This window comes from Bacillus sp. SIMBA_008 (assembly GCF_046535495.1).
Lineage (GTDB): Bacteria > Bacillota > Bacilli > Bacillales > Bacillaceae > Bacillus > Bacillus subtilis.
Genome location: NZ_JAWRWL010000863.1, coordinates 1 through 254 on the forward strand (window position 1 = coordinate 1; position 254 = coordinate 254).

A 254-nucleotide genomic window follows, 5' to 3' on the forward strand; every position below is an offset into this window, starting at 1 on the left:
TGGCAAGCTTAAAGGGAAAGTTGCATTGATTACAGGCGGAGATAGTGGAATTGGACGTGCTGTATCTGTTGCCTATGCAAAAGAAGGGGCACACGTCGCCATTGTGTACTTAAATGAACATGAGGATGCAAAGGATACGCAAAAGCGCGTAGAACAGGAAGGCGTCAAATGTTTAACGATTGCAGGAGATGTCGGTGACGAAGCATTTTGCGAGAAAGCGGTAGAAAAAACAGTTGAAGCCTTTGGGCAATTAG

1 protein-coding gene is annotated in these 254 nt (G+C 45.3%); it reads left to right on the plus strand.

What is annotated here, in order from left to right:
* A partial coding sequence (locus SB658_RS25800; protein ID WP_410603316.1) for an SDR family NAD(P)-dependent oxidoreductase occupies window positions 1–254 on the plus strand: 254 nt, incomplete at both ends.